The organism is Kitasatospora sp. NPDC057904, from assembly GCF_042887925.1.
Taxonomy (GTDB): Bacteria; Actinomycetota; Actinomycetes; order Streptomycetales; family Streptomycetaceae; genus Kitasatospora.
This window is the reverse complement of record NZ_JBHVOL010000010.1, coordinates 115,373-128,537: the sequence shown is the minus strand read 5'-3', so window position 1 is coordinate 128,537 and position 13,165 is coordinate 115,373. Positions and strand designations below refer to the sequence as shown.

Genomic DNA, 13,165 nt, shown 5'->3' with positions numbered 1-13,165 from the left:
GGTCCTTACACGGATGCCTCAATCCCCTGCACGCTTCGCGCCGCGCGGCACCAGCGCGTCGAGGTCGATCGTCAGCGGGAACGGCACCGGCCGCTCCAGGGTGCCCCGGAAGATCCCTGCGGGTGCGTAGGAGGAGGTCACCGGCTCCAGCTCGAATGCGTGCACGACGGGCAGGCCGTCCTCATCCTCGACGATCCAGTAGTGGGGGATGCCCGCCTCGGCGTACTTGCGGACCTTGACCGTGCGGGCCCGGTGCGCGGACTCCGGGGCGCCAGGATAGCGAGTCCCGTCCGCGTCCTAGCTGTGATGGAGTTGCGATCTCCCGGTGGGGTCCGTTCGTGCTCGCTTTTCGTCCAATGGGGAGACCTGACAACGGACTTGGGGAGAGGCCCGATGATGGCGAGACGAGCGGGGGCGGTGGCCGTGCTGGCTGCCGTGGTGGCGTTGGGGGCCGGCTGCAGTGCGGCCGACGATGGGAGGCAGGGGTCGGCCGCGGCGCCCGCGGCCAAGGCGCCTGCCGCCGCTGCCGCGCCCAGTGCGGCGCCGACCGCCCAGGCGCCCGCGGGCGGCACCGCGGCGAACGGTGCGGCGAGTGCCGCGCCGGTGGCGGACAACCGGCTGATCGCGTACACGGCGCAGCTGTCGCTGCGCACCAAGGACGTCGGCCAACTGCTCGCCAAGGCGCGGGAGATGGCCGGCTCCGCGGGCGGCTACGTCGGCGGTGAGTCGATAGCCGGGGGCGGTGACGGCGACGCGGGCGGCCAGCTCACGCTGAGGGTGCCGTCGGCGGCGTTCCAGCAGACGCTGGACCAGCTGGCCGGGCTCGGCGAGGTGGTGTCCCGCAAGAGCCAGGCGGACGATCTGACCCAGCAGGTCGCGGACGTGGCGAGCCGGGTGCAGTCGCAGCAGGCGAGCGTGGAGCGGGTGCGGGCGCTGATGGCGCAGGCGAAGTCGCTGAGCGAGGTCACCGCGCTGGAGGCGGAGCTGAGCCGCCGGGAGTCGGACCTGGAGTCGCTGCAGAAGCAACAGAAGGAGCTGGCCGGCAAGACGTCGCTCTCGACGATCACCCTGGAGGTGCACCGCGAGGTGCCGCCGGCCCCCGCCCCGCCACCGGCGCCGAAGGTGGAGGCTAAGGGCTTCTGGGCGTCGGCCGGTTCGGCTCTCGCCGGCGGCTGGCACGTGCTGCTGACGATCCTGCGCGGGCTGGTCGTCGCCCTGGCCGCGGTGGCGCCGTTCCTGCTGGTGCTGGGTGTTCCGGCGGCGGTGGCGTACTGGTGGTGGCGCCGGTACCGCATACCCGCCGCCGTCGCCGCTCCCGGCCCGACGGGAGAGGAGCAGGACTGAACGCACCGGTGGCGGGCCCCTCGGCGGGAGGGGCCCTGCCACCGGGGGGTGTCAGCGCTCGCTGGCCTCGTGGACGAAGGCGACGAGGCGGCTGAGGGCGTCCGGGTCCATGCTGGGCAGGACGCCGTGGCCGAGGTTGAAGATGTGGCCGCTGGTGCCGAGCGCCTGGGCGGCGTGCAGGACCTCGCGGGCCTTGGTCTCGACGACCCTGGTGGGGGCGAACAGCACGGCCGGGTCGAGGTTGCCCTGCAGGCCCCTGCCCGGGCCGACCCGCTCGGCGGCGACGTTCAGCGGCACCCGCCAGTCGACGCCGACGATGTCCGCGCCGGCCTGGCCCATCAGGCCGAGCAGCTCGCCGGTGCCGACGCCGAAGTGGATCCGGGGCACGCCGTAGTGGGCGACGGAGTCGAAGACCTTGGTGCTGGACGGCATGACCGAGCGGCGGTAGTCGTCGGGGGCGAGCGAGCCGACCCAGGAGTCGAACAGCTGGACCGCCGAGGCGCCGGCCTCGATCTGCACCTTCAGGAAGGCGGAGGTGATGTCGGCGAGCCGGTCGACGAGGGCGGCCCACAGCTCGGGCTGCCCGTACATCATGGCCTTGGTGTTCTCGTGATTCTTGGACGGACCGCCCTCGACCAGGTAGCTGGCGAGCGTGTACGGGGCGCCGGCGAAGCCGATCAGCGGGGTGGCGCCGAGCTCCTCGACGAGCATGCCGACGGCCTCGGTGATGTAGGGGACGTCGTCCGGCTCCAGCGGGCGCAGCCGCTTGAGGTCCTCGGCGGTGCGGATCGGGTCGGCGATGACCGGCCCGACGTTCGGCTTGATCTCGACGTCGATGCCGACCGCCTTGAGCGGCACCACGATGTCGCTGAAGAAGATAGCGGCGTCCACCTTGTGCCGGCGCACCGGCTGCAGGGTGATCTCCTTGACCAGCTCGGGCCGCATGCAGGACTCCAGCATGGGGATGCCCTCGCGGACCTTCAGGTACTCGGGCAGCGAGCGGCCGGCCTGGCGCATGAACCACACCGGGGTGTGCGGCACCGGCTCGTGCCGGCAGGCGCGCAGGAACGCGGAGTCGTACGCGGCGCCGCGGCGCGCGGGGATGGTCCGGCCGTCGGGGGCGGCCGCCGTGGTGTCTGCCGTTGTCTCGCTCACGGTGCAAATCTTCGCACGCGCCCCGGACCGCCCTCCCCGGCCGGTCTCGTCGGTTCCTCCAAGATCTGGCCGGGTTTGCCGTTCCGGCACGCCGCTCGGACGGAAGTTGCGGCGATAACCCGCGTCTTCGACCTAGTCTTCGGGGCATGGCAGCGGTCGGCGGGCACCCCGCACAGGGTGGCGGAGCAGGTGGCGGAACTGGTCGGGAGGGCGTGCCGAGCGAGTTCCGGGCCGCCGTGGCGGCGTTCGACGGGGCGCGGCTGCGGCCCGAGGTGCAGCTGTCCCCCGCGCCGGCCCCGCGCCGGCTGGCCCCGCACGCGTTCGCGGTGACCGCCTCGGTCGAGGTGGACGGCGACGAGCTGGCGGACGGCCGGCTGGTGCTGCTCTACGACCCGGCCGGGCAGGAGGCCTGGAACGGGGAGTTCCGGGTGGTGACGATGACCCGGGCCGAGCTGGAGCCGGAGATGGCCGGCGACCCGATGCTGTCCGAGGTCGGCTGGGCCTGGCTGCTGGACGCGCTGCAGGCGCACGGCGCCGGGTACGCGGAGCCGTCCGGCACGGTGACCAGGTGCGCCTCGCAGTACTTCGGCGCGCTAGCGGACCGCCCTTCCTCCACCGAGATCGAGATCCGGGCCTCCTGGACGCCGGCCGACGGCCGCTTCGAGCGGCACCTGGCCGCCTGGGGGGAGCTGCTGTGCACCAGCGCGGGCCTGCCGCCGGTCGCCCCGGCCCCGCAGGCGCCCGCCGACGTCCCGTCACTCGGTGGAGTGGTCCCGATGCCCGCCCGGCGGCGTCCGCGCTCGCACTGAGGAGTGGCGTCGGGGCCGCGCGGCCACGGTCGGCCCGACGCCACCCCCAGGGCTGACGGAGTGTGACTTCGGATCGGCTCTGCGTCAATTCACCGGTCGAAAGCGATCGCCATCGACCCAATCGGGGATGAATCCGATCGATTTTGTGCGAATACCAGGCATGTCGCATCAATCATTTGCGCGATTTGTCCGTATTGTTACTCACTAGATCGTGATCTTTCGCTAAAGCCGGGCACGGTAGCTGCCGAAGCAGACTGTGACCCTTTCCGAACGCGGAACACTCCGACCGCCCCCATCGGGGTTCCGTCCGCCACTCCCCGCAGGAGGCCTGGTGTCGGTCCTTCTTGAGCACCCCGCAAACGTGGTCGCCTACCGCCCGACCAAGCCCACCGCCATGGTGGTCATCGCCGATCCGCGCGTCCGAAACACCGTCACCCGCCACCTGTGGGCGCTCGGCGTCCGCGACGTGATCGAGGTGTCCTCGATCGCCGAGGCCCGCCCCCGGGTCTCCACCCCGCGCGACATCTGCGTCGCCGACGTGCACCTGCCGGACGGCTCCGGGCTGACCATCCTGGCCGAGACCCGCGCCGCGGGCTGGCCCAACGGCCTCGCGCTCTCCGCCGCCGACGACATCGGCGCCGTCCGCAGCGCCCTGGCCGGCGGCGTCAAGGGATACGTCGTCACCGGCACCCGCACCAACGTCGCGATGCCCGGCCGCCCCGGCCTGCCGCTGGGCGCCGCCGGACTGGCCGGGCGGATGCGCCGCCCCGGCATGCCGGGCGTGCCCGGTGCACCCGGAGCGCAGGGTGCCCCGGGCGCCCCCGGTGCGCCGGGCGCGCAGCCGACCGCCTACCGCGAGCTGTCCGGCCGCGAGGTCGAGGTGCTGCGGCTGGTGGCCGAGGGTCAGTCCAACAAGGCGATCGGCGTCGCCATGGGTCTGTCCGCACTGACCGTCAAGAGCCACCTGGCCCGCATCGCGCGCAAGCTCGGCACCGGCGACCGGGCCGGCATGGTCGCGGTGGCGCTGCGCACCGGGATCATCCACTGAGCCGATCGGGGCCGCGCCGTTGAACCGGAACACCGCGGCGGCTCAGGAGGAACGTTTCCTCCTGAGCCGCCGCGGCGTTCCCGGAGGTTCCGGTGGCATAGTCGGTGACCCGGTCTGACCAGTCCGACAACACTCCCGGCTCCGAGGTCCGTCGTACCCTTGGTGAGTGACCGACGCCGTAGCAGCCATCCCAGAAGAAGCAGCCCCGGTCCCGCTCCTTGAGCCCAAGGAGGGGATCCCGCCCGTCGTGGCGGACGAGGAGGCGCTGGCCGCCACCGTCGCCGCCTTCGCCGCGGGCACCGGACCGGTCGCGGTCGACGCCGAGCGGGCCTCCGGCTACCGCTACGGGCAGCGCGCGTACCTGATCCAGCTGCGCCGCGCGGGCGCCGGCACCGCGCTGATCGACCCGATCGCCTGCCCCGACCTCGGCGGGCTCGGCGCCGCCCTCGCGGACGCCGAATGGGTGGTGCACGCCGCCACCCAGGACCTGCCGTGCCTGGCCGAGGTCGGCATGAGACCGCGGCGGCTGTTCGACACCGAGCTGGCCGGACGGATCGCCGGCTTCGCCCGGGTCGGCCTCGGTCCGATGACCGAGAGCGTGCTCGGCCTGAGCCTGGCCAAGGAGCACTCGGCGGTCGACTGGTCCACCCGTCCGCTGCCCGAACCGTGGCTGCGCTACGCCGCTCTGGACGTCGAGGTGCTGGTCGAGCTGCGGGACGCACTCGAACGGGAGCTGGACGCCCAGGGCAAGCTCGACTGGGCGCTGGAGGAGTTCGCCGCGATCGCCGCCGCGCCCCGTCCGGCCCCGCGCACCGACCCGTGGCGGCGCACCTCGCAGCTGCACAAGGTCCGCCGGCGCCGCCAGCTGGCCGTGGTGCGCGAACTGTGGCTGGCCCGCGACCGGATGGCGCAGGACCGCGACGTCTCGCCGGGCCGGGTCCTGTCGGACGCCGCGATCGTCAACGCCGCGCTGGCCATGCCGCTGAACATCGCCGCGCTCCAGGCCGTCCAGGGCTTCGGGCCGCGGGTGCACCGGCGCCAGCTGGAGCAGTGGCTGGCTGCCGTGCAGCGCGGCCGGGAGGTGCCGGAGAACCAGCTGCCGCCGGCCGCCGCGCCGCACGACGGGCCGCCGCCGCCGCGCGCCTGGGCCGAGAAGGACCCGGTCGCCGCCGCCCGGCTGTCCGGCGCCCGCAGCGCCGTCAGCGAGCTGGCCGAGAAGCACAACCTGCCCGCCGAGAACCTGATCACCCCGGACCTGGTCCGCCGGGTGTCCTGGGAACCGCCGGCCGACCCGGGCGCCGCCGGGGTGGCCGCCGCGCTGCGCGGCCTCGGGGCCCGGCAGTGGCAGGTCGACCTGGTCGCCCCGGTGGTGGCCGCCGCGTTCGCCGCGGCGGCGGCCGCCGAGGACTGACCCCGGGCGCGGGCCCGGCCTCGCGCGCCGGCCGAAGGGGACGCCGTCCGGACGGACGGCGTCCCCTTCGGCGCGTCCGGAGCCGCCGCCGGGGAGCGGTCCTGGTCGGACGTGTCGCGGGACACACCGGGTGAACCCTCCGAGAGGCCTGGGCAGGTTGGTTACCGACCGGTAGCATGGCGGTGAAGCGGCGCCGCTCGGGTCTTCGCCGGCGGCAGCCTGCCCACCTCAAATGTTGGTCCCTGGGAGGAGAGCCCCCGTGCCTCGTACCGCGAGGGACGTCGTCTTCGTCGATGGCGTCCGCACCCCGTTCGGCAAGGCCGGCCCGAAGGGCATCTACCACGAGACGCGCGCCGACGACCTGGTCGTCAAGTGCATCCGGGAGCTCGTGCGCCGTAACCCGAACCTGCCCGTCGAGCGCATCGACGAGGTCGCCATCGCGGCCACCACGCAGATCGGCGACCAGGGTCTGACCATCGGCCGCACCGCCGCCCTGCTGTCCGGCCTGCCCAAGTCCGTGCCCGGCTACGCGATCGACCGCATGTGCGCCGGTGCGCTGACCGCCGTCACCACCACGGCCGGCGGCATCGCCTTCGGCGCCTACGACATCGTCGTGGCCGGTGGCGTCGAGCACATGGGCCGCCACCCGATGGGCGAGGGCGTCGACCCGAACCCGCGCTTCGTCTCCGAGAAGCTGGTCGACGAGTCCGCCCTGTTCATGGGCATGACCGCGGAGAACCTGCACGACCGCTTCCCGCACATCACCAAGGAGCGCTGCGACGCCTACGCCGTGCGCTCCCAGGAGAAGGCCGCCAAGGCGTACGCCAACGGCGACATCCAGCCCGACCTGGTGCCGATCACGATCCGCAACACCAACCCCGAGGTCGGCGAGACCGGCTGGGGCCTGGCCACCGTGGACGAGCCGATGCGCCCGGGCACCACGATGGAGTCGCTGGCCGGCCTGAAGACCCCGTTCCGTCCGCACGGCAACATCACCGCGGGCAACTCGGCCGGTCTGAACGACGGTGCCACCGCCTCGCTGCTGGCCGCCGAGGACGTCGCCGAGGAGCTCGGCCTCCCGGTCAAGATGCGCCTGGTCTCCTACGCCTTCGCCGGCGTCGAGCCCGAGGTCATGGGCATCGGCCCGGTCCCGGCCACCGAGAAGGCGCTGGCCAAGGCCGGCCTCACCATCGACGACATCCAGGCCTTCGAGGTCAACGAGGCCTTCGCCGTCCAGGTGCTGTCCTTCCTCGACCACTACGGCATCGCGGACGACGACGAGCGGGTCAACCCGTTCGGCGGCGCGATCGCCTTCGGCCACCCGCTGGCCTCCTCCGGCGTCCGCCTGATGAACCAGCTGGCCCGCCGCTTCGAGCAGCGCCCGGACGTCCGCTACGGCCTCACCACGATGTGCATCGGCTTCGGCATGGGCGGCACCGTCATCTGGGAGAACCCGCATTGGAGCGGAGCGGAAAAGTCGTCTCAGGTCGAGGGTGGTAAGTGAGCATGAGCAACACCACTGAGCTGCTCCAGCAGGGCGCCGAGCTGTTCCCGGGCGAGGTCGTCACGACCGCGCACGTGCGCCACCTGGACCTGCCGCTGCAGGCCGGCAAGCTGGCCCTCATCACCCTGGACAACGGCTTCGACCACACCAAGCCGACCACCTTCGGCCCCGGCTCGCTGCTGAAGCTGAGCGAGGCGCTGGACCAGGTCGAGGCCGAGGCCGCCGAGGGCACCATCGTCGGCGCCGCGATCACCGGCAAGCCGTTCATCTTCGCCGTCGGCGCCGACCTCAAGGGCGTCGAGCTGCTCAAGGAGCACGCGGACGCGCTCGCCATCGGCAAGGGCGGCCACGAGGTCTTCAAGCGGATCGCCGCGCTGCCCGTCCCCACCTTCGCCTTCTACAACGGCGCGGCGATGGGCGGCGGCGTCGAGGTCGGCCTGCACTGCGACTACCGCACCGTGTCGGCGGGCGTCCCGGCGTTCTCGCTGCCCGAGGTCTTCCTCGGCCTCGTCCCCGGCTGGGGCGGCTGCACCATCCTGCCGAACCTGATCGGCCCCGCGAAGGCCGTCAAGGTCATCATCGAGAACTCGATGGCGCAGAACAAGCAGCTCAAGGGCAAGGACGTGTTCGAGCTGGGGATCGCCGACGCGATCTTCGAGCCGGCCGACTTCCTGGAGCAGTCGCTGCTGTGGGCGGCCAAGGTCCTCAAGGGCGACGTGGCCGTCGAGCGCGAGGCGATCGACCGCGGCAAGGCCTGGGACGACGCCGTCGCCTGGGGCCGCCTGGTCGCCGACGCCAAGGTGCACGGCGCGGCCCCGGCCGCCTACCGGGCGCTGGACATCATCGCCCAGGTCAAGGACCAGGACCTGCAGGCCGGCTTCGACGCCGAGGACGCCGCCCTGGCCGACCTGATCATGGGCGGCGAGCTGCGCAGCGGCATCTACGCCTTCAACCTGGTGCAGCGCCGGGCCAAGCGCCCGGTCGGCGCGCCGGACAAGTCGCTGGCCCGCCCGGTCTCCAAGGTCGGCGTCGTCGGCGCCGGTCTGATGGCCTCGCAGCTGGCGCTGCTGTTCGCCCGCCGTCTGGAGGTGCCGGTGGTCCTCACCGACATCGACCAGGAGCGCGTCGACAAGGGCGTCGGCTACGTCCACGCCGAGATCGACAAGCTGCTCGGCAAGGGCCGCATCGGCCAGGACAAGGCCAACCGCCTCAAGGGCCTGGTCACCGGCTCGCTCGACAAGGCCGCCGCCTTCGGCGACGCGGACTTCGTCATCGAGGCCGTGTTCGAGGAGATGGGCGTCAAGCAGACCGTCTTCGCGGACCTGGAGAACGTGGTCTCGCCGACCTGCGTGCTGGCGACCAACACCTCCTCGCTGTCGGTCACCGAGATGGCCTCGAAGCTGAAGCACCCCGAGCGGGTCGTCGGCTTCCACTTCTTCAACCCGGTCGCGATCCTGCCGCTGCTGGAGATCGTCCGCGGCGAGCGGACCGACGACGCCTCGCTGGCCACCGCCTTCGCGGTGTCGAAGAAGCTGAAGAAGACCTCGGTCCTGTGCAAGGACGCCCCGGCGTTCGTGGTGAACCGGATCCTGACCCGCTTCATGGGCGAGATCCAGAGCATCATCGACGAGGGCACCCCGATCGCCAGCGTCGAGAAGGCCGTCGAGCCGCTCGGCCTGCCGATGTCCCCGATCATGCTCCTGGAGCTGGTCGGCCCGGCCATCGCGCTGCACGTCTCGGAGACCCTGCACGGCGCCTTCCCGGAGCGGTTCTCCGTCTCCGAGAACCTCGGCAAGGTGGTCAAGGCCGGCAAGCGCGGCTTCTACACCTGGGTGGACGGCAAGCAGGTCCTCGACCCCGAGGTGCTGGAGCTGCTGGCCTTCGGCGACTCGGTGCTCACCGAGGAGCAGGTCCTCAGCCGTGCCCTGGAGGCCGTGGCGCAGGAGATCGGCCTGATGCTGGAGGAGGGTGTCGTCGCCGAGGCGCAGGACATCGACCTCTGCATGATCACCGGTGCCGGCTGGCCCTTCCACCTGGGCGGGATCACCCCGTACCTGGACCGTGAGGGCGTCTCGGAGCGGGTGAACGGCAAGCGGTTCCTCGCCCCCGGCGTGGCCTCGGTGCCCGCGTAAGGCGTAGCCCGTACGAACGGCGGAGCCCCGGTGACCTGGACGGTCACCGGGGCTCCTTCGTGCGTTCCCCCGGCCTGTCGGGCCGGGAGTGGTGTCAGTGCTTGAGGCGGTAGAAGACGGTGTCGCCGATGACGCCGATCATCTCGTAGTGGGTGTCCAGCAGGTTCTCGATCCTGGGGACCATCACGGGCTGGTAGGGGGCGATGCCGGAGTCGTCGACGAAGACCTCGGGCAGGCCGTTGGCCAGCTCCTTGTCGAAGGTCTGCCAGGCGTTGGAGACGCTGAACTGCTCGCCGACGTTCTGGCTGCCGTCCTTGCCGCCGCTGTAGTTGGTGAGGAAGCCGGCGGTCAGGTAGCGGGTGGCGGGCTTGCGGTCGGCCAGCCAGTACAGCTCGGGGTGCATACCCCAGACCAGCACGGTGTCCTTCGGGGTGGTCTGGGCGGCCACCGCGGTGGCGACCTCGGTGGTGCGGCTGAGCCGCTCCCCCGGCCAGGCCAGGGCGAGGCCCCAGAAGACGGTGGAGGCGACCGTCGTGTACACCAGGACGGGCTTCCAGCGGACCGCCGAGGTGGCCACCGCGCCGGTGCCCAGGAGCACCAGCGGCGGCATCAGCTGGAGGTAGTAGTGGCCGAAGAAGTGGAAGCCCACGCTGACCGCGACGACCGACGAGAGCAGCCACACCCACAGGTCGGCGGTGGAGCCGTGCTCCTCGCCGGCGACCGGCAGCGGGCGGTGGCGGTGCTTGAGCCACAGGCGCCGGCCCACCGGGAGCAGGAAGCCCAGGCCGGCGGCGACCAGGATGGCCGAGTTGCCGAGCGCGCGGCCGGTCATCTGCAGCCAGGCGCCGCCGAAGGAGGCGTAGTCCCCGCTGCCGGTGACCACCCAGAAGAGGAAGCCCTTGGGCTTGGTCAGGATGACCGCGACGAGCGCTATCGGCAGCGCGAAGCCGAAGCCGATCTTGAACAGGGCGGGCGGCCAGCGCACCCCGCGGCGGCGGGCGTCCTGGAGGAGCATCCACAGCACCGGGAGCAGCACCGCGCCGCCGGTCTGCTTGGTCAGCGAGCAGAGCGCGACCGCGATGCCGGCGGCCAGCCAGCGGCGGCGCTCGGCGTAGCGGAAGGCGGCCACCATGGCGGGCAGCATGAAGACCTCGAAGGTCGCCGCCTGGGTGTCCTCCGGGGAGAGCCCGATGGACACCAGCAGGTAGAGCAGCCCGGCGCCGGCGCCGGCCCGGTTGCCCCAGCGGCCGCGGGCGATGGAGGCCAGCAGGATCGCGGTGACCAGGTGGGCGACCACCGCGAGGGTGCGCAGCGGCCACAGCGAGGCGGAGCCGAAGACGGCGAAGCAGGCCTGGTAGAGCCAGGGCAGCAGCGGCGGCTTGCGGTCGACCACGGTGTCGTACAGGACCCCGCCGTCGGCCAGCATCCGGGCCTGGGTGGCCAGGAAGCCCTCGTCGGGGCTCCACACCGGCCGGGCGAAGGAGGGGATGTGGGTGGCGAGCGCCACCAGTGCCAGCACCGGCACCAGCCTGGTCCAGTACCCGGTGGTGACATGGGTACGGACGCGCTCGGGCAGGCGCTGGGCCAGCCCGGCGAGGCGGGGGTGGGTGGGGGTGGTCGGCACCATCACAACCTACCGGGCGGGATCGGCGCGGGCAGCGCCGGTCCCGCCTTTCGGTGCGATTATCGGCTCGTCTTGTGACGAGCTGTTACAGAGTTGGGGCAAACGGCCCTGCGACGGGGCTCAGGCCTCGACGCGGGCCTCCGTGGCGGCCTTGTCCAGACCGGCCACCAGAGCGGTCACCTTGCGGGCGATGTCCGGGGCGTTGAGGCCGATCTCCGCCAGGATCTCGGCCCGGGTCGCGTGGTCCAGGAACTCCTGCGGGATGCCGAAGTCGCGCACCGGCAGGTCCACGTCGGCGTCGCGCAGCGCCTGCGCCACGGCGGCGCCGACGCCGCCCGCGCGGCCGTTGTCCTCGATCGTGACGACGGCGCGGTGCTCGGCGGCCAGGCCCGGCAGGGCCGGGTCGACCGGCTTGACCCAGCGCGGGTCCACCACGGTCGCGGTGATGCCCTGGGCGGCCAGCAGGTCGGCGACCTCCAGGCTGGTGCCGGCCATCGCGCCGACCGAGACGATCAGCACGTCGGCGCGGTGCGCCCCGGCGGACTCCTCCGCGGCGCGCAGCACGTCCATGCCGCCCACCCGGCCGACGGCGGCGACGGCCGGGCCGACGGTGCCCTTGGAGTAGCGCACGACCGTCGGCGCGTCCTCGACCTCGACGGCCTCGCGCAGCTGGGCGCGCAGCTGGTCGGCGTCGCGCGGGGCGGCCAGGCGCAGGGTCGGGACGACCTGCAGGATCGACATGTCCCACATGCCGTTGTGGGAGGCGCCGTCGCTGCCGGTGACGCCCGCCCGGTCGAGCACGAAGGTGACGCCCAGCTTGTGCAGGGCCACGTCCATCAGGACCTGGTCGAAGGCGCGGTTCAGGAAGGTCGCGTAGACGGCGACGACGGGGTGCAGGCCGCCGGTGGCCAGGCCGGCGGCGCTGGTGACGGCGTGCTGCTCGGCGATGCCGACGTCGAAGATCCGCTTCGGGAAGGCCTCCGCGAACGGGGCCAGGCCGACCGGGTGGAGCATGGCGGCGGTGATGCCGACCACGTCCTCGCGCTCGCGGCCGATCGCGACCATCTCCTCGGCGAAGACGGACGTCCAGTCCTTGCCCGCGCTCTTGATCGGCAGGCCGGTCTCCGGGTGGATCACGCCGACCGCGTGGAAGCGGTCCTCGTCGTTGTTCTCGGCGGCGTGGTAGCCGCGGCCCTTCTCGGTGAGGCAGTGGACGATCACCGGGCCGCCGAAGCCGCGCGCCTTGGTCAGCGCGGACTCCAGGGCGGTGAGGTCGTGGCCGTCGATCGGGCCGATGTACTTGAGGCCGAGGTCCTCGAACATGCCCTGCGGGGCGATGAAGTCCTTGAGGCCCTTCTTGGCGCCGTGCAGCGTCTCGAAGAGCTGCTGGCCGACCACTGGGGTGCGCTGGAGCGCGTCCTTGCCCCAGGACAGGAAGCGCTCGTAGCCCTGGGTGGTGCGCAGCGTGGAGAGGTGGTTGGCCATGCCGCCGATGGTCGGCGAGTAGGAGCGCTCGTTGTCGTTGACGACGATGACGACCGGGCGGTCCGTGGCGTCGGCGATGTTGTTGATCGCCTCCCAGGCCATGCCGCCGGTGAGGGCGCCGTCGCCGATGACCGCGACGACCGGGTCGCTGTTGCCCTTGAGCTGGTTGGCCTTGGCCAGGCCGTCGGCGTAGGAGAGCACGGTGGAGGCGTGCGAGTTCTCGATCACGTCGTGCTCGGACTCGGCGCGGGACGGGTAGCCCGACAGGCCGCCCTTCATCCGCAGCATCGAGAAGTCCTGGCGGCCGGTGAGCAGCTTGTGGACGTAGCTCTGGTGGCCGGTGTCGAAGAGGATGCGGTCGCGCGGGGAGTCGAAGACCCGGTGCAGCGCGATGGTGAGCTCCACCACGCCGAGGTTGGGGCCGAGGTGGCCGCCCGTCTTGGAGACCTCCGTCACCAGGAAGGTCCGGATCTCCTGCGCCAGTGCGGCCAGCTGTCCGGGCGTGAGCCGGTCGAGATCGCGCGGTCCCCGAATGCGGGTCAGCAGGGCCACCCGTTCCTCCTCGTTCAGTGTTCGCGGACCGCGGCCGGTCCGACGGGCGTCGCTGCCCGGTGTGCCGGTGCGCCTCGACGGTCCGCTGCGACGGTCGTGGT

Annotated in this window: 9 protein-coding genes and 1 pseudogene; 6 read left to right on the top strand and 4 right to left on the bottom strand. The window is 72.4% G+C overall.

Annotation, left to right across the window (positions count from 1 at the left end; all coding sequences use genetic code 11):
- Positions 1 to 18: 18 nt before the first annotated feature.
- A pseudogene (locus ACFVSN_RS25060) lies at positions 19 to 270 on the bottom strand (Uma2 family endonuclease); the annotation flags it as partial.
- Between the two features lie 123 nt (positions 271 to 393).
- Here ACFVSN_RS25060 and ACFVSN_RS25055 point away from each other — a divergent pair.
- Entirely contained in the window at positions 394 to 1,344 is a 951-nt protein-coding gene (locus tag ACFVSN_RS25055; protein WP_387956614.1) for a DUF4349 domain-containing protein, read from the top strand.
- 51 nt (positions 1,345 to 1,395) lie between these two features.
- Here ACFVSN_RS25055 and hemE read toward each other — a convergent pair whose 3' ends face one another.
- The gene (hemE, locus tag ACFVSN_RS25050) at positions 1,396 to 2,448 is read right to left on the bottom strand and encodes a uroporphyrinogen decarboxylase (protein ID WP_387956689.1); all 1,053 of its coding nucleotides are present in this window, start codon (positions 2,446 to 2,448) and stop codon (positions 1,396 to 1,398) included.
- Between the two features lie 197 nt (positions 2,449 to 2,645).
- On the opposite strand from hemE, the gene ACFVSN_RS25045 reads away from it, so the two are divergent.
- From ACFVSN_RS25045 to ACFVSN_RS25025, 5 genes are all read left to right on the top strand, one after another.
- Positions 2,646 to 3,308 carry a DUF3000 domain-containing protein gene (locus tag ACFVSN_RS25045; protein WP_380447875.1) on the top strand — a complete coding sequence of 221 codons (663 nt, stop codon included), beginning with the start codon at positions 2,646 to 2,648 and terminating at the stop codon, positions 3,306 to 3,308.
- Between the two features lie 331 nt (positions 3,309 to 3,639).
- Positions 3,640 to 4,356, top strand: a complete 717-nt coding sequence (locus ACFVSN_RS25040) for a response regulator transcription factor (RefSeq protein ID WP_359975679.1) — start codon at positions 3,640 to 3,642, stop codon at positions 4,354 to 4,356.
- Positions 4,357 to 4,522: 166 nt separating this feature from the next.
- Positions 4,523 to 5,767, top strand: a complete 1,245-nt coding sequence (locus ACFVSN_RS25035) for an HRDC domain-containing protein (RefSeq protein ID WP_380496619.1) — start codon at positions 4,523 to 4,525, stop codon at positions 5,765 to 5,767.
- A 259-nt stretch (positions 5,768 to 6,026) separates the two neighbouring features.
- Positions 6,027 to 7,271: an acetyl-CoA C-acyltransferase gene (locus ACFVSN_RS25030; RefSeq protein WP_363655388.1), complete on the top strand. Its 1,245-nt coding sequence runs from the start codon at positions 6,027 to 6,029 to the stop codon at positions 7,269 to 7,271.
- A 2-nt stretch (positions 7,272 to 7,273) separates the two neighbouring features.
- Positions 7,274 to 9,403 (top strand): 3-hydroxyacyl-CoA dehydrogenase NAD-binding domain-containing protein, encoded by a 2,130-nt coding sequence (locus tag ACFVSN_RS25025; protein ID WP_380441992.1) that lies wholly within the window; start codon positions 7,274 to 7,276, stop codon positions 9,401 to 9,403.
- A gap of 94 nt (positions 9,404 to 9,497) precedes the next feature.
- Here the strand turns inward: ACFVSN_RS25025 and ACFVSN_RS25020 are convergent, their stop codons facing one another.
- Both ACFVSN_RS25020 and dxs read right to left on the bottom strand, forming a co-directional pair.
- Positions 9,498 to 11,030, bottom strand: coding sequence for an ArnT family glycosyltransferase (locus ACFVSN_RS25020; RefSeq protein ID WP_380441990.1), 1,533 nt, complete (start codon positions 11,028 to 11,030; stop codon positions 9,498 to 9,500).
- Positions 11,031 to 11,147: 117 nt separating this feature from the next.
- Positions 11,148 to 13,064 (bottom strand): 1-deoxy-D-xylulose-5-phosphate synthase, encoded by a 1,917-nt coding sequence (dxs, locus tag ACFVSN_RS25015; protein WP_380441988.1) that lies wholly within the window; start codon positions 13,062 to 13,064, stop codon positions 11,148 to 11,150.
- Between the last annotated feature and the right edge of the window lie 101 nt (positions 13,065 to 13,165).

What these genes read in the sequence shown, in the direction of transcription:
- ACFVSN_RS25055 (WP_387956614.1), top strand. Translation starts at nt 394, where the DNA reads ATGATGGCGAGACGAGCGGGGGCGGTGGCCGTGCTGGCTGCCGTGGTG.
- ACFVSN_RS25020 (WP_380441990.1), bottom strand. Translation starts at nt 11,030, where the DNA reads ATGGTGCCGACCACCCCCACCCACCCCCGCCTCGCCGGGCTGGCCCAG.
- ACFVSN_RS25045 (WP_380447875.1), top strand. Translation starts at nt 2,646, where the DNA reads ATGGCAGCGGTCGGCGGGCACCCCGCACAGGGTGGCGGAGCAGGTGGC.
- ACFVSN_RS25025 (WP_380441992.1), top strand. Translation starts at nt 7,274, where the DNA reads ATGAGCAACACCACTGAGCTGCTCCAGCAGGGCGCCGAGCTGTTCCCG.